Source organism: Simplicispira sp. GW247-4R2A, assembly GCF_059424465.1.
Window position 1 is genome coordinate 1 of sequence record NZ_JBWKZM010000007.1, and the last position, 18,826, is coordinate 18,826.

Annotated in this window: 12 protein-coding genes; 6 read left to right on the forward strand and 6 right to left on the reverse strand. The window is 67.3% G+C overall.

From position 1 onward, the window contains the following. Positions 1-387: 387 nt before the first annotated feature. The 4 genes from rssA to smc all read right to left on the reverse strand — a co-directional run bounded on the left by rssA (position 388) and on the right by smc (position 8,346). The gene (gene rssA, locus AC07ZH_RS06640) at positions 388-1,326 is read right to left on the reverse strand and encodes a patatin-like phospholipase RssA (protein WP_495199061.1); all 939 of its coding nucleotides are present in this window, start codon (positions 1,324-1,326) and stop codon (positions 388-390) included. Positions 1,327-1,373: 47 nt separating this feature from the next. Then, the gene (ligA, locus tag AC07ZH_RS06645; protein WP_495199062.1) at positions 1,374-3,458 is read right to left on the reverse strand and encodes an NAD-dependent DNA ligase LigA; all 2,085 of its coding nucleotides are present in this window, start codon (positions 3,456-3,458) and stop codon (positions 1,374-1,376) included. Positions 3,459-3,600: 142 nt separating this feature from the next. Continuing rightward, a complete protein-coding gene (locus AC07ZH_RS06650; RefSeq protein WP_495199063.1) occupies positions 3,601-4,710 on the reverse strand; it encodes a cell division protein FtsZ in 1,110 nt (369 codons plus the stop codon). A 111-nt stretch (positions 4,711-4,821) separates the two neighbouring features. Continuing rightward, on the reverse strand, positions 4,822-8,346 hold the full coding sequence (gene smc / locus AC07ZH_RS06655) for a chromosome segregation protein SMC (protein ID WP_495199064.1): 3,525 nt from the start codon (positions 8,344-8,346) through the stop codon (positions 4,822-4,824). Positions 8,347-8,743: 397 nt separating this feature from the next. Between smc and AC07ZH_RS06660 the strand changes: the two genes are divergently transcribed. The 5 genes from AC07ZH_RS06660 (at position 8,744) to AC07ZH_RS06680 (ending at position 14,033) form a co-directional block, all read left to right on the forward strand. Then, positions 8,744-8,962 (forward strand): hypothetical protein, encoded by a 219-nt coding sequence (locus AC07ZH_RS06660; RefSeq protein WP_147414693.1) that lies wholly within the window; start codon positions 8,744-8,746, stop codon positions 8,960-8,962. Between the two features lie 91 nt (positions 8,963-9,053). Continuing rightward, entirely contained in the window at positions 9,054-9,587 is a 534-nt protein-coding gene (locus AC07ZH_RS06665; RefSeq protein ID WP_495199065.1) for a MarR family winged helix-turn-helix transcriptional regulator, read from the forward strand. Positions 9,588-9,607: 20 nt separating this feature from the next. Beyond that, on the forward strand, positions 9,608-11,071 hold the full coding sequence (locus tag AC07ZH_RS06670; protein WP_495199066.1) for an efflux transporter outer membrane subunit: 1,464 nt from the start codon (positions 9,608-9,610) through the stop codon (positions 11,069-11,071). A 48-nt stretch (positions 11,072-11,119) separates the two neighbouring features. Beyond that, positions 11,120-12,379 (forward strand): HlyD family secretion protein, encoded by a 1,260-nt coding sequence (locus AC07ZH_RS06675; RefSeq protein WP_495199067.1) that lies wholly within the window; start codon positions 11,120-11,122, stop codon positions 12,377-12,379. Between the two features lie 19 nt (positions 12,380-12,398). After that, positions 12,399-14,033: a DHA2 family efflux MFS transporter permease subunit gene (locus AC07ZH_RS06680; protein ID WP_119107759.1), complete on the forward strand. Its 1,635-nt coding sequence runs from the start codon at positions 12,399-12,401 to the stop codon at positions 14,031-14,033. A gap of 106 nt (positions 14,034-14,139) precedes the next feature. Here AC07ZH_RS06680 and AC07ZH_RS06685 read toward each other — a convergent pair whose 3' ends face one another. After that, complete coding sequence (locus AC07ZH_RS06685; RefSeq protein ID WP_495199068.1) at positions 14,140-17,325, reverse strand: bifunctional diguanylate cyclase/phosphodiesterase; 3,186 nt, start codon at positions 17,323-17,325, stop codon at positions 14,140-14,142. 226 nt (positions 17,326-17,551) lie between these two features. On the opposite strand from AC07ZH_RS06685, the gene AC07ZH_RS06690 reads away from it, so the two are divergent. After that, a complete protein-coding gene (locus AC07ZH_RS06690) occupies positions 17,552-17,710 on the forward strand; it encodes a DUF3309 family protein (protein ID WP_106447573.1) in 159 nt (52 codons plus the stop codon). An 89-nt stretch (positions 17,711-17,799) separates the two neighbouring features. Here AC07ZH_RS06690 and AC07ZH_RS06695 read toward each other — a convergent pair whose 3' ends face one another. After that, a complete protein-coding gene (locus AC07ZH_RS06695) occupies positions 17,800-18,726 on the reverse strand; it encodes a LysR family transcriptional regulator (RefSeq protein WP_495199069.1) in 927 nt (308 codons plus the stop codon). Between the last annotated feature and the right edge of the window lie 100 nt (positions 18,727-18,826).

An 18,826-nucleotide genomic window follows, 5' to 3' on the forward strand; every position in this document is an offset into this window, starting at 1 on the left:
GCGCCACGCGCCCATTCTGCAAATTGGCTCAACTGGGAGCCATCAGCACACTCAAAGTCGCTTTAAGCAGAGCATCCCTAGCGCTAGCATCCGCTGCGCCGAGATACGATGCGCCTTATCCCCGAGCTGTCGTTCGCACTCCATTGCCAACTTTGTTTTCCCACTTCCATTTGCGCCAACAATAATTGTGGACAAGCCCCCACGAAGCTCAATTGGAATAGATACGCCGGTTAGTGAAAGGTCAATTGTGAACGACAAGATGTCACCTAATAATGAAAACTAGCTATAAATATTAACTATTATTTCTGCTTGTGGCCGATTGCAGCCCTCAACGCATTCCGCCCGTACAGGAAATCCCACATCCAAATCGAAAAACCGCCCAACCGCCTACACCGTCCCCAACCCCAACTGCTGCAAAAACGGCAGCGTCTTCTCCGCCGCACGCTGCCCTTCGGCGATAGCCTCTTCGGCGCGGTAGAAGTCCATCAGGCCCAGGTGGGCCAGTTGCGGGGCGATCATCACCTCGGGCGGGTCGCCGGCCATGCGGCTGCGGGTGATGCGCACCTGCATGATGTTGACGCTGGCCAGCACCACCTCCACCAGCGACGGCGTGGGCACGCGGGCGGGGTCGGGCGCGGGCAGCAGGGAGGCAAAGCCATCCTGCAGGCGGCTCAGCCAGCCGGCGGTGTCCTCATCGTTCTCCGGTGCTTGGGCGGGCAGCTTGGCCGCGCCGTTCGCGCCGTTGGCGCCGGGCCCGCGCAAATGGCGGCCCAGGATGTCGGCGTTCAGGTCCACGGCGATCACGATGTCGGCCCCCATGGCCCGTGCCAGCGACACGGGCACGGGGTTGACCAGCCCGCCATCGACCAGCAGGCGCCCTTCGCGCTGGGCCGGGGTGAACAGGCCGGGCAAGGCCATCGAGGCCCGCACCGCGTCGGCGGTGGAGCCGGTGCGCAGCCACACTTCGCTGCCCGAATGCAGGCCCGTGGCCACGGCAGCGAACGGGATGTCCAGCGCCTCGATGGGGCGGTCGGAGAAGCGGTTGCGGAAGAACTCGATCACCCGCTCGCCCTTGAGCATGCCGCCCGAGAGCTTGAAATCCATGAACGAGAACACGGTGCGCCCGGTCAGGCCGCGCGCCCACTGTTCGAAACGGTCGAGCTCGCCCAGCGCGTAGGCCGCGCCCACCACGGCGCCAATCGAGGCGCCGCAGACCAGGTCGGGCTGGATGCCGGCCTGCTGCAACGCGCGGATCACGCCGATATGCGCCCAGCCGCGCGCCGAGCCGCTGCCCAGGGCGAGTCCGACGACGGGTTTGCGGGTCATGCGGCCGTTCTCCTTGTAACCGGTTGGCTGGTGGCGCGCGCCAGCACTCAAGCGCCCTGCCCGAGCAGCGCCCGCAGGCCGGCTTCGTCCAGCACGGGCACGCCCAGCTCCTGCGCCTTGGCGAGCTTGCTGCCGGCCTCCTCGCCGGCCACCACGTAGCTGGTTTTTTTGCTGACCGAGCCCGCCACCTTGGCGCCCGCGGCCTCCAGCAGGTCCTTGGCGGCCTCACGGCTGAGCGTGGGCAAGGTGCCGGTGAGCACCACCGTCATGCCCGCCAACGGCAGTTGCGTGCGCTCGGCCGGCGGGCCTTCGGGCCAGTGCACGCCACAGGCGCGCAGTTGTTCGATGACTTCGACGTTGTGCGGCTGGGCCAGAAAGGTGTGGATGGCCTCGGCCACCACCGGCCCGACATCCCGCACCTGCAGCAACTGCTCGGTACTGGCCTGCAAGATGGCGTCCAGGCTGCCGAAATGCCGCGCCAGATCCTTGGCCGTGGCCTCGCCCACCTGGCGGATGCCGAGCCCAAACAAGAAGCGCGGCAATGTCGTGCTCTTGGATTTTTCCAGCGCGGCCAGCAGGTTCTGCGCCGATTTCTCGCCCATGCGCTCCAGCGCTGTCAGGCCGACGAGGCCGATGCGGTACAGGTCGGGCAAGGTGCGCACCACGGCGCCATCGACCAACTGGTCCACCAGCTTTTCGCCCAGGCCGTCGATGTCCATGGCGCGGCGGGCGGCAAAGTGCAGCAGCGCTTCCTTGCGCTGCGCCGGGCAGAACAGGCCACCGGTGCAGCGGTGGTTGGCCTCGCCGGGCTCGCGCACCACGGCGCTGCCGCAGATGGGGCATTGCCTGGGCATGCGAAAGTTGGCCACATAGCTTGGCCGCTTGCCCGGCACCACACCCACCACCTCGGGAATCACGTCGCCCGCGCGGCGCACGATGACCTCGTCGCCCACGCGCACGCCCTTCTTGCGGATCTCGAACAGGTTGTGCAGCGTGGCGTTGGTGACGGTGACGCCGCCGACAAACACCGGCGCCAGCCGCGCCACCGGGGTCAGCTTGCCGGTGCGGCCGACCTGCACGTCGATGCCTTCGATGCGGGTGACCATCTCCTGCGCCGGAAACTTGTGCGCCACGGCCCAGCGCGGCTCGCGCGTCTTGAAGCCGAGCTGGCGCTGCAGGGCGAGCGAATCGACCTTGTAGACCACGCCGTCGATGTCGTAGGGGAGCTGGTCGCGCTCAGCGGCGATGCGCTCGTGGAACGCTACCAATTCGCTAGCGCCTAGCGCTTGTGTGGTCTGCGCTGCGACCGGAAAACCCCATTGCTTCAATTGCTGGAGCAGGTCGAAGTGGGTGGCGAAATCCGGGCCGCCTTCCGCCACCGGCGTGACCTCACCCAAGCCATAGGCAAAAAACCGGAGCGGCCGCTGCGCCGCAATCGCCGGGTCAAGCTGGCGCACCGCGCCCGCGGCGGTGTTGCGCGGGTTGATGAAGGTTTTCTGGCCGCGCTCGCGCTGGGCCTCGTTCAGCCGCTCGAAGTCGGCGCGCGCCATGTAGACCTCGCCGCGCACTTCCAGGATGGCTGGCACATCGCTCGGCAAACGCAAAGGAATCTGGCGAATGGTGCGGATGTTGTGCGTCACGTCCTCGCCCACTTCGCCGTCGCCCCGGGTGGCGGCCTGCACCAACGCGCCGGCCTCGTAGCGCAGGTTCATGGCCAGGCCGTCGAACTTGAGTTCCGCCACGTAGGCCACGGGCGGAGCGTCAGCCGCCAGACCGAGTTCGCGGCGTACGCGGGCGTCGAAGGCGAGTGCGCCAGCGGGCGACACGTCGGTTTCGGTGTGAATGGACAACATGGGCACGGCGTGCCGCACCGGAGTCAGCTCAGGGCGCGGGGCGCCGCCCACGCGCTGGGTCGGCGACTCGGGCGTGACGCACTCAGGGAACTGCGCTTCCAGCGCCTGCAGTGCGCGAAAGGCGCGGTCGTACTCGGCGTCGGGCACCTCGGGCGCGTCCTGCACGTAGTACTGGTGCGCCCAGCGGTCCAACTGCCGGCGCAGCGCTTCTACTTTGATAGCTGCTTGCGCTTGCTCTGATTGCGCTGGAGCCGAAAAAAGGTCTAAATTCATCGGCATTTCACTCACCCTGGCACGTCGAGTCACCCACAGCGCACGCAACCGCCACTGCCCAGGCCAGGGCCGCCGCGCAAGGGCCGCCCCGCCGCGCTGGCGGCGTCCCCCCCTCGGGGGGAAGACGCGCAGCGGCTCAGGGGGGGCTTCAACTGAACACCCGCCGCGCCTGCGGCGAGCCAGCCGACAGGTCCCGGCCATCGAGCTGGTCGTACAGCAGCTCCAGGTCGGCGGCGATGGGGTCCATCGCCATGGCGGGCAGGGGGACGCCGTTCTGGTCGCACAGCACGGCGTCCATGCTCTCGCACAGCAGGCGGGCGACCTCGCGCAGGCGCGCAAAGGGTTGCTCGCTGCGGTGCACCTGCGCGACGTCGAGGCTGAGCAGCAGCTCACGCACGGCGGATTGCTCCGGGTCGTCCGAGAGCGCGGCCTGGGTGTCGAAGGCCAGCGTCAACACGGCGCCGCCGCCCTCGCCGATCGCGGGCAACACCATGCGGCCGGGTAGCGTGCCAGCGACGAAACCAGCGCGCGCGGCGTTCTGGTGCACGTAGCCGGGGCTCCAGGCGGCTTGTCGGGCGCGCAGCAGGAAAGCGAGCTGGGCGTCGTGGTCGCTGGCGAACTGGTCAAGCTCGCGCGCGCGGGCCACCTCGTGCAGCATGTCGGGAAAATCGGGGGCGGCACCCAATTCGTCGGCGAAGGCCTGCGTCTTGGCAACGAATTCAGAAAACTCGATCTCGTTGAGTGCACCCGTGCGGTTGGCCAGTTGCACGCCTGCCTGGAAGGCCCGGTAGCGCTGGCCGGGCGCGGGCATCTCCCACTGGCCGGTGGCCTCGTTCTGGCCCTCAATGGCAAAGGGCTTGCTGCCTGCGCGGCGCGTGGGCGGCAGCGCGGCCAGCGCGGCCTCGCCCGTGTGGGCGTGCTCAAGCACCAGCGGCGCGACCGCATCGATCAGGGCGTCGAGCGCGTAGCGCCGCTCACTGGCGTGGCTGGTGGGGGGCAGCGCCAGTGCGTCGTCCCCCGGCAGCGCAGGGGCGAAATCGCTCTCGCCACTTGCCGCCACCTGCGCGAAGCTGCCAGCGGCGCCGGGCGGGGCGTCCGCCAGGGGCACGGCACCGTCAAACGCGGGCTCCTGGCGCGGCGCATCGCTGCGCTCGGCCCGGCGCGGGGCGTTCTTGTGGCTGGTCCAGGCGTTCCAGGCCACGATGAGGGCCAACAATACGGCGCCGATCACGGCCAGACTCATTTGCAAGGTACTCATAAAAAACGTTCTCGGCTTGCGAAAAATAGCGCGCTAGACATAAGGCTCAATTCTGACCACTGCTTCGCCAGGGAACGGCGGCGCCCGTGGCGCGAAGCGGCGCAGGGGGAATCATGTGCCCACCATCGACAGCGCCGATTCCATGTCCACCGCGACGATGCGCGAGACGCCCTGCTCCTGCATGGTGACACCAATGAGCTGGCGGGCCATTTCCATCGCAATTTTGTTGTGGCTGATGAACAGGAATTGTGTCTCTTTGCTCATGCTCGATACCAGTTTGGCATAGCGTTCGGTGTTGGCGTCGTCCAGCGGCGCGTCCACCTCGTCCAGCAAGCAGAACGGCGCCGGGTTGAGCTGGAAGATGGCAAACACCAGCGCAATGGCCGTGAGCGCCTTCTCACCGCCCGAGAGCAGGTGGATGGTCTGGTTCTTCTTGCCTGGCGGCTGCGCCATGACCTGCACGCCCGAATCGAGGATTTCGTCACCGGTGACGATCAGGCGCGCGTTGCCGCCGCCAAACAGCTCGGGAAACATGCGGCCGAAGTGCTGGTTCACGGCGTCGAACGTGCCCGAGAGCAGTTGGCGCGTCTCGCCGTCGATCTTGCGGATGGCGTCTTCCAGCGTGGTCATGGCCTCGGTGAGGTCGGCGGTTTGCGCGTCGAGGAACAGCTTGCGCTCGCTGGCGGCGGCGAGCTCTTCCAGCGCGGCCAGGTTGACGGCGCCCAGCGCGGCAATCTCGCGCTGCAGGCGGTCAATTTCGCCCTGCAGGCCAGCCAGGCGGACGCTGCCCTCGGCAATCGAGACTTCGAGCGCCGCCAGGTCCGCCTCGGCGTCCTGCAACAGCGTCGTGTACTGCTCCAGACCCAGGCGCGCGGCCTGTTCCTTGAGCTGGAATTCCGTGATGCGCGCGCGCAGGGGTTCGAGCGCGCGCTCGAGCTGCATGCGCCGCTCGTCGCTGGCGCGCAGGCGGGCCGTGAGGTCGTCGTAGCGGCTGCGCTCGGCCGCCAGGGCCTGTTCGCTTTCGATTTTTTTCGCCAGCACCTGCTGCAGGCCGCCCTGGGCGGCGGCGTCGGTCAGGCGATCGAGCTCACCCTGGGCGCGGACGCGCTCCTCGGCCAGCGCCTGGGCTTGTGCCGTGGCCGTCGCCAGGGTGCGCTCAAGCTCGGCGCGCCGCTGCGCCGCGCTGCGCTGTGAGAACACGGCCTCCTGCGCCTGGCGCTCCAGGCTGCGCTGCTGCTCGCGGCATTCGGCGAGTTTGCGTTCGGCCTCGATGGCGCGCTCGCCGAGTTGGGCATGGCGCTCCTGCGTGTCGGCCAGTTGCATGTCGAGCTCTTCAAAGCGCGCCTCGGCGGTGGCAGAGCGCTCGTGCAAATCGGCAAGCTGGGCTTCGACTTCGGCCAGATCGCCCTCGATCTGCGCGCTGCGCGCACGCGCCTGCTCGGCCAACTGCGCCATGCGCAGGTGCTCGACCTGCAGTTCATGTGCCTGGCCCTGCGCCTCGCTTGCCTCGCGGCGCAGTTGCGCCAGGCGCTGCGCGCCGTCCTGGTACGCGGCTTCGGCGCGGACCAGGGCGTTCTTGGCCTCTTCGCTGATGAGCGCCTGGGCGCGCAATTCCTTTTCCAGGTGCTCGATTTCCTGGGCGCGCGCCAGCAAGCCCGCCTGCTCGGAATCCTGGGCATAAAAACCCACGCTGTGCGCGGTGACGGCGTGGCCGCCGGGCACGTAAATCGCCTCACCGGGCTGCAGGCGTTCGCGCTGGGCCAGGGCGTCGTCCAGCGTTGGCGCGGTGTAGCAGCCCTGCAACCACTCGGCGAGGATGCCGGCCAGCCCCGCATCGTGCACGCGCAGCAAGGCCGAGAGGCGCGGCAGGGCCGCTGCTGGCGGCGTGTGCGGCGCCACCGGCGGACTGAAAAACGCCAGGCGCGCCGGCGGCGCCTCGTTGCCGCTGTGGCCGAGGAAGCCGCGCACGGTTTCCAGCCGCCCCACTTCCAGGGCCGAGAGGCGCTCGCGCAGCGCCGCTTCCAGCGCGTTTTCCCAGCCGCTTTCAATGTGGATGCGTGTCCACAATCCCGCCATGCCCGCCAGGCCCTGGCGCTCAAGCCAGGGCTGCAGCTTGGACGAGGTCTTGAGCTTTTCCTGCAGGGCCTTGAGGGCTTCCATGCGTGCCGAGAGTTCGGTCAGGCGCGCGCTCTCCAGGTTGACCGCCTGCTGGCGCGTGCGCCGCTCGTCGTCAAGCGCCGGCACGGCGTCCTGCAGCTCGGCCAAGCGCGCGGCCTGCGTGTCCGCCAGTTCGCGGGCGGCATCGAGCTGCTGCTGCAGGTTGGCCAGGCGCGCCTCGTCCGGGGCCGCCAGGGCATTCCTGTCGGTGCGCAAGCGCTCGAAGCGCTGCTCCTGCTGGCGCTTTTGCTCCTGCTGGCTGCGCTGTTCGGCCGCCAGCACCTGAATCTGCTGCTGCACCTGGGCGACGGCATTGCGTTGTTCATCGGCTGCGCGCTGGCTGCTGCGCAAGGCGTCTTCGAGATCGGGCAGCAAAGCGGCCTGTTCTTCGACCTGGGCAGCGAGCATTTCGGCGCGCTCCTCGGCATCGGCGCCAGCGCCGGTCTGGTTGTCGAGCTCGGCTTGCGCCCCCGCGCTGCGGCCGGCCCACTCGTCGATTTGCGCGGCCAGTTGCACCAGGCGCTGCTCGACGCGTTGGCGGCCTTCGACCACATAGCGAATCTCGGCTTCCAGGCGCCCGACTTCGGCCGTCACCTCGTAGAGCTTGCCCTGGGCCTGGTTGACCTGGTCGCCAGCGGTGTAATGGGCCTGGCGCACGGTTTCGAGCTCGGATTCCACATGGCGCAGATCGGCGGTGCGCGATTCCAGGTCGTTCAAGGCCTGCAGGCCGTCCAGGCGCACGCGCTCTTGCTCGGCCTCGGCGTCGGCACGCTTCAAAAACCACTGCTGCTGCTGGCGCAGTTGGGCCTGGGCGTTCAAGGCCTTGTAGCGCTGGGCCACCTCGGCCTGCTTTTCCAGGCGCTCCAGGTTGCCGCCCAGTTCGCGCAGGATGTCTTCGACGCGGGTGAGGTTCTCGCGCGTGTCGTGCAAGCGGTTTTCGGTTTCGCGCCGGCGCTCTTTGTATTTCGATACGCCTGCCGCCTCTTCGAGGAACAAACGCAGCTCTTCGGGCCGGCTTTCAATGATGCGGCTGATCGTGCCCTGGCCAATGATGGCGTAGGCGCGCGGCCCCAGCCCCGTGCCCAGGAACACGTCCTGCACGTCGCGGCGGCGCACCGGCTGGCTGTTGATGTAGTAGCTGCTGGTGCCGTCGCGGGTCAGCACGCGCTTGACGGCGATCTCGGCGTACTGGTTCCACTGGCCGCCGGCGCGGTGGTCGTTGTTCTCGAACACCAGCTCGACGCTGGCACGGCTGGCCTGCTTGCGGGTTGTCGTGCCGCTGAAGATCACGTCCTGCATGGATTCGCCGCGCAGCTCGCTGGCTTTGCTCTCGCCCAGCACCCAGCGTACGGCGTCCATGATGTTGGACTTGCCGCAACCGTTGGGGCCCACCACGCCCACCAGTTGGCCTGGCAGCAGGAAGTTGGTGGGTTCGGCGAACGATTTGAAGCCGGAAAGTTTGATCGAATTGAGTCGCACGGATCGCTCGGTAGCGCAAGCACCGCTGGCGCGGTGCCAACGAAGGTCACGGCATCGGCACACTGGCCCGGGCCAGCTCTCCGACGGGCTGCAATGTTACCTGAGCGCTCCCCTGTTTTCGGGCCTGGGGAGCCGGTTTTCGTGGCCGCAAGCAGCGCCGCTGCGCCCTGCTGCCAGCGGGTTGCGGCGGCAAGCCGCGCGATAGCTCCGGCCATCGCCGTGGTTGGCGCCTGGCCTGACGGCGATTTCGACAGCGTTCATTTTTTTAGCCTGCTTACAACGCAGGACACTGGCGGCTGTGACGCAAATCCCGACGCAGGTATCCAGAGGTATCTGTCATTGCGGCGACATGGAGTGGACGCAACAATCTCCCCATTGCACGACGAAGGAGATGCCTATGTCCATGGAATTGCTGCGCGAGCTGGCCGACCGGCCTCTGCCTTGCACCCTTACCAGCGAACACGACATTGACCGCCTGCGCGTTTTGCGCGCGGCCGGACTGATCGTGGCCCTGCTTCCCAAGCCAGGCTCGGAGAGCCAGCTGGGCAGAGTCCTCACCCTCACGAGCGCGGGCCGCCAGGCGCTTTCCAGGGAGTCGGAAAACGCTCCAGGATGAGTGCCTGAGGGCCTTTCATTCCCATATGAATCCCATGGTTATCTGAATAGTTGCTTGCGCAATAGTTGTCCTATCAATTAAATTCTCGGGCATGGATTCGCCCGATATTTCCGCTGCTTCCTGCCCGCTCGCCGCAGCGCCAGACACGGCCCCTGCGGGAGGCATAGCGCCCGACTTGTATACCGCCGCCAGCATCCGGCCCGAGAACAGCGTGGGCTACCTGCTGCGCAACGTGCTCTCGTCCATCCGCAACATGGCCGATACACAGCTCCAGGGCCGTGGCCTTACCTTCGCCCAGTGCCTGCCGCTGTACAAGATTTCGCGCTGCCAGAACACCACCCTGGCGGCGCTGGCCCGCGACATGGAAGCCGACCCAGCCGCAGTAACCCGGCTGCTCGACCGGCTGGAAGCCAAGGAACTGGTCGTGCGCGAGCGCTCCACCAGCGACCGCCGCGTGGTGCATGTGCACACCACGCCTCTGGGCACGGCCATGGCCGAAGAGCTGACGCCGGTGCTTGCGGACACCCTGAACGCCCATCTGGCGGGGTTCTCCACGGACGAATGGCAGCAACTGATTGACCTGCTGCGCCGCATGCTGGCCAATGGCGAAGCCGCCCGCAAATAACTTTCCTCTCAAGGCCTGTCATGTCTGACCTTTCGCGTCCGCGCTCGCGCGGCACCCTCCTTCGTGGCTCGCTGGCCCTGGCTGTCGCCAGTCTCCTGGTGGCTTGCGCCAACCCTGGTGCTGCGCACCATCCCCTGGAGCGCACCGCACCGCAAGCCCTGGGCCTGGCAACCACGCCTGCCAGCACAGCAGAACTTCCCTCTGCGCAGTGGAGGAAGGCCTTGGGCGACGTGCAGCTCGACGCCCTGATGGACGAGGCGCTGGCCCAGCACCCGAGCCTGGCCGTGGCGCGCGCACGCGCCGCCCAGGCGGCTGCGCTGGCCGACGCCCGCCGCGCCGCCAATGGGCCCCAGGCAGGTTTCAGCGCCGATGTCTCCCGCCAACGCTACACCGCCAATGGCCTGTATCCGCCGCCGATCGCCGGCAACGTGTACAACAGCGAAAACCTTCAGGCCACCCTTAGCTGGACCCCCGATTTCTTTGGCCTGCACCACGCCGAACTCGAAGCCGCGCTGGGCCAGGCACGCGCCGCCCAGGCCGACGCCGCGGCCGCCGCCAATACCCTGGCGACGCAACTGGCACGCAGTTGGGTGGCGCTGGCGCGCATCCTGGCGGACCAGCAGGTGGCGCAGCAGGCGCTGGAGCAGCGCCAGTCCATCAAGCGGCTGACCAGCGACCGTGTCACCGCCGGTCTCGACAGCCAGGTCGAGCTGACCCAGGCCGATGCCGCGGTGCCCGAGGCTGCGGCGCAAGTCGAAGCCCTGGCCGAGCAGGCGATGTTGGCGCGCCGGCAGATTGCCGTGCTGGCCGGCAAGGCACCCGATGCCCTGCCCGCGCTCGCACCGCAGTTGAGCACACTGGCCCTGCCTGCCGTGCCTGCCGTGCTCGGCACCGACCTGCTGGGCCGCCGCCCCGACGTGGTCGCCGCGCGCTGGCGTATCGAGGCGGCGACGCAGGGGGTGTCTGCCGCCCGCAGCGAGTTCTATCCCAACATCAACCTCTCGGCTTTTATCGGGCTCAATGCGCTGGGGCTGGACAGCCTGTTCCAGGCCAGTTCACGCCAGATAGGGGTTGCACCCGCGCTGCGCTTGCCGATCTTTGACGGCGGGCGCCTGCGCGCCCAGCTTGGTGGCCGCCAGGCCGAGCTCGACGCGGCCATCGCGCAGTACAACGCCACGGTGCTTGACGCCGTCAAGCAGGCTGGCGACGCGCTGGCGTCGATGCAGTCCATCGCCCGCCAGCAGGCCTTGCAACAGCAGGCGCAGGCAGGGTCAGAGAAAGCCTGGCGCTACGCCAAGGAGCGCTATGGCGCGGGCCTGGGCAATTACCTGGTGGTGCTGGGCACCGAAAGCCAGGTGTTGGCCCAGCGCCGCCAAGCCGTGGCACTGGAGGCCCGCGCCCTGGATGTGCGCGTGGCGCTGATGAATGCCCTGGGCGGCGGCTGGAGCGACGACACCGCAGCCCTGCAGACCGCCGCCCGTTGATCCTGTCAAGCCCCCCTATTTTCTGAAATTTCCGCAAGCGAGCCGACCATGAGCGAACCTCTGACCCCCCATGAAAACAAGACTGTCCGCCGCCGCGGCCTGACCCTGATTGCCGCCGCCGTCGTGGTGGTGGGCGTGGGCTGGGGCGCATGGGATTGGTTCAGTGGCCGCCACTTCGAATCCACCGACAACGCCTATGTGGCCGGCAACGTGGTGCAGATCACGCCGCAGGTCGGCGGCACCGTGGTGGCCATCGGCGCGGACGACACCGACCATGTGCAGGCCGGGCAGGCCCTGGTGCGCCTGGACCCGGCGGACGCGCGCATCGCGCTCGACCAGGCGCAGGCGCAATTGGCGCAGACCGTGCGCGAAGTGCGCAGCCTGTATGCCAACAATGCCACGCTCAAGGCGCAGATCAGCCTGCGCAGCGCCGATCTGGCGCGCGCCGAGGCCGAGGTATCGCGCCTCGAAGAAGACGTGCGGCGCCGCGCCCCGTTGATGACCAGCGGCGCCGTCGGCAAGGAAGAGTTCCAGCACGCCAATGCCGTCGTCAATACGGCAAAAAGCACCGCCACCGCAGCCCGCGCCGCCCTGCTGGCGGCGCAGGAGCAGCTCGCTGCGAGCCAAACGCAGACCGAAGGCACCAGCGTCGAGGAGCATCCCAACGTCCAGCGCGCCGCCGCCAAGGTGCGCGAGGCCTTTCTGGCCCTGCAGCGCATGGAACTGGTGGCGCCGGTGTCCGGCTATGTCGCCAAGCGCGGCGTCCAGCTCGGGCAGCGCGTGGCCGCTGGCGCACCGCTGATGACCGTGGTGGCGCTGGACGACCTGTGGGTCGACGCCAACTTCAAGGAAAGCCAGTTGCAAAAGCTGCGGATTGGCCAGAGCGTCGAGCTCGAAGCCGACGTGTACGGCAACAAGGTGGCCTACCACGGCACGGTGATCGGCCTGGGCGCGGGCACTGGCGCGGCCTTTGCCCTGCTGCCGGCGCAGAACGCCACCGGCAACTGGATCAAGGTCGTGCAGCGCGTGCCGGTGCGCATCGCCCTGGATGCCGCCGAGGTTGCCAAGCACCCACTGCGCGTCGGCCTGTCGATGAACGTCAAGGTCGATATCGCCGACCAGAGCGGCAAGATGCTCTCGAGCACCCAGCGCAGCGACCCCGTAGCGGCCACGGCGGTGTACGACGAACAGTTGAAAGCCGCCGACGCGGCCGTTGAGAAAACGATTGCCGCCAACCTGGGCCACAAGGTGAGCGCGCGGGCCTCTGCTACGGTTCTGGCGGCGGCTCCCCGCACGGCCACCCACTGAGCCGCCTAGCCCCCACACCATGACTGCTGCACAAGCCACCGCCGATGCTTCGGCGCTGCCTGCCGGCGCGCCCGACGCACCGCCGCCCCCTTCCGCGCCTGCCCGGCCCGCCCCCGTGGCGCATCCGCCGCTGCATGGCTCGGCTTTGCTGCTGGGCACGGTGGCGCTGTCGCTCGCCACGTTCATGAACGTGCTCGACTCGTCGATTGCCAACGTATCGATTCCCGCCATTGCCGGTGACGTGGGCGTGAGCCCGGCGCAAGGTACCTGGGTCATCACCAGCTTTGGCGTGGCCAACGCAATTTCAGTGCCCCTGACGGGCTGGCTCACGCAGCGCTTTGGCGCGGTACGCCTGTTCACCACGAGCATTCTGCTGTTCGTGCTCACCTCGTGGCTCTGCGGTTTTGCCTCGTCGCTGGAAATGCTGGTCGTGTTCCGGGTGCTGCAAGGCGCCGTGGCGGGGCCGATGATTCCGCTCTCGCAAACCCTGCTGCTGGCCAGCTACCCGCGCGCGCGCGCTGGCATGGCGCTGGCGCTCTGGGGTGTCACCACCCTGGTCGCGCCCGTGGTCGGGCCGCTGCTGGGCGGCTGGATCACGGACAACATCTCCTGGCCATGGATTTTCTACATCAACGTGCCCGTGGGCCTGATCGCCGCAGCGGTGACGTGGAGCATCTACCGGCACCGCGAGACACCGCGCAAGAAGCTGCCCATCGACACGCTGGGCTTGTCGCTGCTGGTGGTCTGGGTCGGCTGCACGCAGCTCATGCTCGACAAGGGCAAGGAGCTCGACTGGTTTGCCTCGCCGCTGATCCTCACGCTGGCCATCGCTGCCGTGGTGGCGCTGTCGGTCTTCCTGGTGTGGGAGCTGACGGACGACCACCCGGTGGTGGACTTGCGGCTTTTCGGCAAGCGCAACTTTGCCTTTGGCGTACTGTCCCTGTCGGTGGCCTACGCATTGTTCTTTGGCAACGTGGTGCTGCTGCCGCTGTGGCTGCAGCAGTTCATGGGCTACACCGCCACCAACGCCGGCATGGCGCTGGCACCTGTGGGTATTTTTGCCATCATGCTGACCCCCGTGGTGGGGCGCAAGGTGAGCGACTGGGACCCCCGCCGCATGGCCACGGGCGCCTTCGTCGTGTTCGCGCTGGTGCTGTGGATGCGTTCACGCTTCGACACCCAGACCGATTTCTGGCACATCCTGGTGCCCACGCTGATCCAGGGCGCTGCCATGGCGTTCTTCTTCATCCCGTTGACGACCATCACCCTGTCCGATCTGCCGCCCGAGCGCATTCCCGCCGCGGCCGGTTTGAGCAATTTCGTGCGCATCATGGCCGGCGCCATGGGTGTCTCGATCTCCACCACCCTGTGGGAGAGCCGGGCCGCGCTGCACCATGCCCACCTCACCGAAGGCCTGGTGCAGGGTCAGGGCGTATTCGGGCAGACCTTGCTGCAGCTCCAGGGGCTGGGGATGTCGCAGGAGCAGGCCTTGGTGCAAATCAACCGCCTCATCGACCAACAGGCCTTTACGCGCGCGGCGGACGACATCTTCGTCGGCTCGGCGTACCTGTTCCTGGTGCTGATTGTCCTGATCTGGTTCACGCGCCGCCCTGGCAGTGGGGGTGACGCCGGGGCCGCCGCAGGGGCGCATTGACGTTGGGCGCTATTTTTCTAACGAAAATGGCGCCTAACGCTTATCTGCATTGCGTTTGAAGCTATATTTTTGATAGCTGTTTCAGGCCATCGGTAGATGGCTTTGCTCACGCAGGCACGTGCCCACGCACCAGCGCCACGAACGGTTCGGCGGGCACGGGCCGGCTCAGCAGATAGCCCTGCCAGGCGTAGCAGTGCTGGCGCGCCAGAAACTCCTGCTGGGCGACGGTTTCCACGCCTTCGGCCATCACCTGCAGGCCCAGGCTCGCGCCCAAGGCCACGATGGTGCGCACGATGGACGCGTCGTTGGGGTCCGTCAGCACGTCGCGCACAAAGCTCTGGTCGATCTTGAGCTGATCGAGCGGCAGGCGCTTGAGGTACGAGAGGCTCGAATACCCAGTGCCAAAATCGTCCAGCGAAAACCCGACGCCGTAGGACTTGAGCTCGGTCATGCGCGTGGCCGACTCGTTCACGTCGTGCAGCAGCAGGCCCTCGGTCAGCTCCAGCTTGAGGCGCCGCGACGCCGCGCCCGTGCTGGCGAGCGTGGCCAGCACCTGTTGCACGAAGCCAGCCTGGCGAAACTGGCGCGGGCTGACGTTGACGGCCAGCACCAGCTCGGCCAATTGCGGGTCGCAGGCCCACTGCGCCAGCGTCAGGCAGGCCTGCTCCAGCACCCACTGGCCCAGCGGCAGAATCTGGCCGGAATCCTCCGCCATCGGGATAAAGACCGACGGCGAGACAAAACCGCGCTGGGGATGGTGCCAGCGCAGCAGTGCTTCGGCGCCCACGATACGGCCGTGGTCCACCTGCGGCTGGTAGTACAGCTCGAACTCGCCTTTGGCGAGGCCAGCGCGCATGTCTTCCTCCAGCGCGGCGCGTTCGTTGGCCAGGGCGTGCATGCTGGGGTCGTAGAAGCGCAGCGTGTCGCGGCCTGCGGCCTTGGCCTGGTACATGGCCAGGTCCACGCGCTGCAGCAGTTCGTCGACGCTGGCGTGGCCGGCACTGAACATGGCGATCCCCATGCTCAGCGTGCTGTGGTGCGCTTCGCCGTCAATCAAGTAGGGCTTGCGCAGGGCGTCCAGAATCTTGTGGCCGATCTGCTCGCAGTGCGCCTGGGCCGATTCAGCGCTGTCGCCAACGCATTCGAGCAGCACGGCAAATTCGTCCCCCCCGGGCCGGGCCACGGCGTCATCGGTGCGCACGCACCCGACGATGCGCTCGGCGACCAATTTGAGCAGGGCATCGCCGCGCTCATGGCCACGGGTGTCATTGAGCGCCTTGAAGTTGTCCAGATCCAGCATCATCAGGGCGCAATGTTCCGGGGCTTCGCAGTGCGCGATCGCCTGCTTGATGCGGGTCACCAGCAGGCGCCGGTTGGGCAGGCCGGTCAGCAGGTCGTAGTAGGCCAGGGTGCGGATCTCCTTTTCGGCCGCCTTGCGCTGCGCAAGGTCGACAAAGGTGACCAGTAGCTGAGCCCCTACCCGCACGCCGGCCACTTCGAGCGCACGCGTCTGACCATCTGCTCCGGTGAGCTCGACTTCACCTTCGGGCAGCACCCCTTCGTTGCCGGCGACCCGATAGGCTTGCAGCCAGGCCGCCTGCAACTGGCTGCGATAGTGCGCATCCGGGTACGCCTTGCGCCACCAGACCTCGGCTTTCGGCACATCGGCCTGGGTATAGCCGGTCAGCTCGGTGAAACGCTGGTTGCACAGCGTCACATGGCCGTCGTGCTCCAACAGCATCACCCCCACGGGCAGGCGGTGCAGCAGCGCGTCCAGACGCGATTGGCTGCGCCGCAAGGCGTCCTCCATGGCGCGGCGAGCTGTGATGTCGTGCAGGACGACAATCGCCTGTGTCGCCGCGCTATCGCCCGAGCGCATGGCGCTGACCGTGCGCGCCACCCAGCGCTGCGGCAATGCCGCGGCGCTGGCTACCGGTGCCAGCGCACCGCCGAGGGACGCCAGCCCCAGCTCTTGTGTCAGTTCGCCACCCCCCAGAGTGCGCAGGGCGTGAAGATCCCCTTCGCTGCCTTCGGCGCCTGGCGTGGGCAGGAACAGATCACCAAGCACGCGCTCGCGCAATTGCGCGTTGCTCTGTCCCACGATGCTGCAAAAACGCGGGTTGACTTCGTTCAGCCGGCCGGTCTCGATATCCACCAGCGCCACCCCCACCGCAGCTTGCGTGAACAAGGCCTGGAACCGCCCCTCGCTTTTCTCACGCGCCGCGTCCGAATGGTGCGCACGCAGCAAGGCCAGGCGCCGTTGCCGCAGCAGCAGGCTGAGCACGGCGCCAAGCAGCAGCGTCAGCATCGCGGCCACGGCAGCGGTGTTGGCGGGCAACCGCCTCTCCGGCGGGCTCAGGAAGCGCTCAGTGGGCCGGAACACCAGTTGCCAGCGGCGGTCATGCACCGCCACATCGCGCGTAGCCGGTCGCAGGTGCATAAGGGGCGCAGCCCCCGTGCTCCGGTAAAACACACTGGCCGGCTCGCTCCCGGGGGCCACACCGAGCGGCCCGAGGTCTGCGAGCTGGATGTCCAGGCCAGCTCCGCTTTCCCCCATCTGGGTGGAGTGCATCAGCTCCGGCACATTCACGGTGGCCGCCACGGCGCCGAGGAAATGCTCTGGCGGCGGCACTTGCATCCCCACACGCGCCACGTCGTAGACCGGCACGCGAATGACAAAGCCCGGCCGTGGCTCGGTCGCCTGCACCAGCATGAAGGGCTTGGAGACCACCGCCTCGCCCGTGGCGCGCGCATGTTGCATGGCCTTCAGATTGGCCGGCTGGGAGCCAATGTCGAAGCCGAGGATTTGCTCATTGCCAGGCACCGGCCAGATGTAGTCGGCGACAAAGTATTCGTCCCGCTGCACCAGCGGGTGTACGGCCAATCCCGGCAGGCCCAAGGCCTGCAAGGATGCGTCAGAGCGCGAGCGCAATTCAAACGCCGCAAGGTCTTTGGCCGCGACGCGGCGCGTGAACGCCAGGTTGACCAGGCCAGGGTTGCGCGACGTCGCTTCAAGCTCGTCCGCCGCGTGCTGGAACTGCGCACGCGTCAGCTCGGGGTTGGCGGAAAACAAGCCCCGCAGGCCATACACCACCTCGGTATCGCTTGCCAGCCGCGCCTTGAGCGCCAGGCTGACCTCGGTTGCCTGCTGCTCGAAACGCGATTGCTCAATGAGGTTCAGCCGCCGCTGCTGCTCGAAGTACAGAAAGGTGGTGAACAGCAAACCCACGGCCACCAGCAGTGCGCCTGGCAACCAATAGGGAAAGCGGGAAGTGGTCGGGGCTCGGTGCATCTCCTGCAATGCTACCTGCACCGGCAGGCTTCTGAAAATAACAAGAAAAACAGCAGTTTTGGCACTATCAGAAAGGGATTGTTGCTATCGTTTTAGAAACCATTGGCGTGCCAACCATGCCACAACGCCGTGCGAACCCTGACCCGAAACCAGCGCTTGCGCCTACGCAGCGCGGACCACGGCACTTGCAAGATGGCGTCCATCACACAACAAAAGGGAAACCAACATGTCCATCTCGCTCATTCTGCTGATCGTCCTGATCCTCATCCTTGTCGGCGCCCTGCCCACCTGGGGCCACAGCCGCTCGTGGGGGTACGGCCCAAGCGGCGGCATCGGTCTGGTCGTGCTGATCCTCGTTGTGCTGCTGCTGATGGGGCGGATCTGACGCTCTGCGCTGGCCAATAGATCGGGTGAACAGGCCCCAGGCGGCACCTTGCCACTGGCTACCGTGGCACAGGCCACCCGCCGCGCCCATCAGGCGCTCTGCCCCGCCGCGTGGGGGCTTGCCCCTTGCGGCGGCATCAGCAGCGCCTGCTGCGCTTCGACCGCACTGCGCAAAAAGGCCCAGGTCGCCTGCATGCGCGCAACGTGCTTGTTTTCTTCGGGCATGGACATCCAGAACGTGCGCACAAAGCGTGCGCTGCCAGGCAGCACGGTCTGCAAGCTCGCGTCCTGCGCCGCCACAAATGCCGGCAGCACCGCCAGGCCCGCCCCGGCACGCACGGCCTCGTACTGCGCCAGCACGCTGGTGCTGCGCAGCGAGAAATGCGCCGGCCGGTGCAGTTCATCAAGAATTTGCAGCTCCTTGGTGAACAGCAGATCGTCCACATAGCTGACAAAGCTGTGCCCCGCCAAATCGGCCGCGCTATGGATGGGCGGCCGCGCGGCGAGGTACGCCTGTGCGCCGTAGAGCTGCAGCAGGTATTCGGCAAGTTTCACCACCAGCACCGCGCCGCGCGCCGGGCGTTCCAGCGAAATCACGATGTCCGCCTCGCGCCGCGAGAGGTGCACCAGCCGGGGCAGCGCCAGCAAATCAACCACCAGGCCCGGGTGCTCAGAAGCAAAGTGTGCCAACTGGGGGGCGAGCACCAGGTTGCCAAACCCTTCGGTGGCGCCAATGCGCACCGCGCCGTGCAGGCCCTGGCGCACGCCGGGCGCGGCGTGCTCCACCGCCAGAAACGCCGCCTCCATGCCTTCCACCTGCGGCAGCAGGCTGCGGCCCGCCTCGCTCAGGCGGTGGCCCGCCGCTTCGCGCGCGAACAGCGGCGAACCGACCTGCTTTTCCAGCGCCTGAATGCGCCGCGCCACGGTGGTGTGGTCGACGCCCAAACGGCGCGCCGCACCCACCAGCGTGCCGGCGCGGGCCAGCTCCAGGAAATAGCGCAGGTTGTCCCAGTCCATCGGTATCCTCGAATTCGGGTTCGTTGTGCGTTTTTGCAAACTCCGTGCGCACGATTGTCTATTGTGCTGACAATTCTGCACAGCTACCATGGCCGGGTTC

Coding starts and splice junctions, on each gene's coding strand:
- rssA (WP_495199061.1), bottom strand. CDS start 1,326: ATGACCCGCAAACCCGTCGTCGGACTCGCCCTGGGCAGCGGCTCGGCG.
- ligA (WP_495199062.1), bottom strand. CDS start 3,458: ATGCCGATGAATTTAGACCTTTTTTCGGCTCCAGCGCAATCAGAGCAA.
- AC07ZH_RS06650 (WP_495199063.1), bottom strand. CDS start 4,710: ATGAGTACCTTGCAAATGAGTCTGGCCGTGATCGGCGCCGTATTGTTG.
- AC07ZH_RS06660 (WP_147414693.1), top strand. CDS start 8,744: ATGTCCATGGAATTGCTGCGCGAGCTGGCCGACCGGCCTCTGCCTTGC.
- AC07ZH_RS06665 (WP_495199065.1), top strand. CDS start 9,054: ATGGATTCGCCCGATATTTCCGCTGCTTCCTGCCCGCTCGCCGCAGCG.
- AC07ZH_RS06670 (WP_495199066.1), top strand. CDS start 9,608: ATGTCTGACCTTTCGCGTCCGCGCTCGCGCGGCACCCTCCTTCGTGGC.
- AC07ZH_RS06675 (WP_495199067.1), top strand. CDS start 11,120: ATGAGCGAACCTCTGACCCCCCATGAAAACAAGACTGTCCGCCGCCGC.
- AC07ZH_RS06680 (WP_119107759.1), top strand. CDS start 12,399: ATGACTGCTGCACAAGCCACCGCCGATGCTTCGGCGCTGCCTGCCGGC.
- AC07ZH_RS06685 (WP_495199068.1), bottom strand. CDS start 17,325: ATGCACCGAGCCCCGACCACTTCCCGCTTTCCCTATTGGTTGCCAGGC.
- AC07ZH_RS06690 (WP_106447573.1), top strand. CDS start 17,552: ATGTCCATCTCGCTCATTCTGCTGATCGTCCTGATCCTCATCCTTGTC.
- AC07ZH_RS06695 (WP_495199069.1), bottom strand. CDS start 18,726: ATGGACTGGGACAACCTGCGCTATTTCCTGGAGCTGGCCCGCGCCGGC.